The 1,071-nt window shown below is 40.1% G+C and carries 1 protein-coding gene; it reads right to left on the bottom strand.

Features of this window, described 5'->3' with window-relative positions; all coding sequences use genetic code 11:
* The coding region (locus A9E74_RS13765; RefSeq protein ID WP_141696837.1) for a PAS domain-containing protein at nucleotides 1-356 on the bottom strand (356 nt) is incomplete at its 3' end.
* Between the last annotated feature and the right edge of the window lie 715 nt (nucleotides 357-1,071).

The following is a 1,071-nucleotide window of genomic DNA, read 5'->3' as shown; positions in this document are numbered from 1 at the left end:
GGCTCTGATGACGTAGAAAAGAACAAACTGAGTTCTAGTCTGTGAAGACCCGTTGAATCAACTAGCTTGTTACTTACGGATTTGACAATAATCACTCTGCTTTCAATGGGAGAAATAAGCCGGAAAGTAAACGCTTTATCTACATAAGCAGAAGTATTAGAGAATAGTTCAACAGCAATATCTTCGTCAGCTGGATGAAACAAATCTGTAAGCTTTAATTGCTGAGCTAAAAATTCTTCGGGTGAACAACCTGTCAGTAAATCAATATTGCCCTCGGCGTGAGTGCAAATATAACGAACATCACTTATCTCAAATATAAATTTCGCGAGAAAAACACCTGAAACAGGATGCTCCATTACAATCCCCTAAATCAAAACCCACAACGACTAACCACTAAATAGTCATCCAGGTTGCAAGTTTACCCAATAAACCATTTATTAGTAGGGACCTTTTCCTTGCATCTGTTACCACTTGCTTTCGTGATTTGTTAGCCATCACAATTTTTATATACTTTGTTTATGATTTTTTCGTATAAACAAACCGACTGATTTCGAGTCGTTTTTGGATATGTGGCTAAACCCCAAAACCTGCCCTTGATGCACTACTGATGAGCCCAATTAAGAGCGATGTACGGTGACGCACAGACTGTCAGCTAATTGCTGGCTAATATTGGAAACGAAATCTTTAAAACAATAGTACGCATGGCAGCGAATAAGATGTCTTCTGGTAGTAGTTCAGCACGAGGAACACGATGCAGATCATCTTGACGCGGCTTTCGTACAAGATACAGAGGAAAAAATGCTAAGACATTTCTCTGGCGATGCTCTGTGTATCGGCAACACCAGTTTGAGCTCCATGCCCTCAACAAGACCGGCAAAAGTATCGGCGTCTCTTAGGGCCTCCACCACTGCTAGATCGTTCCACTAATCAGCCGATAGTCCTTTTACTAAAGGAATAATTATGGACAAACCTCTTTTACCATTAATATCCATGATTGACTCATACGTTTCACGGAACACCGGAACGCTGGTCATATTTTTATCTACAGATTTTTTATCAACGACTTTTTCA

This window comes from Methylophaga muralis, assembly GCF_001720165.1.
In the GTDB taxonomy this organism is placed as follows: Bacteria; Pseudomonadota; Gammaproteobacteria; order Nitrosococcales; family Methylophagaceae; genus Methylophaga; species Methylophaga muralis.
Note: the sequence above shows the minus strand (reverse complement) of the source record. Positions and strands in the feature narration are given on the sequence as shown.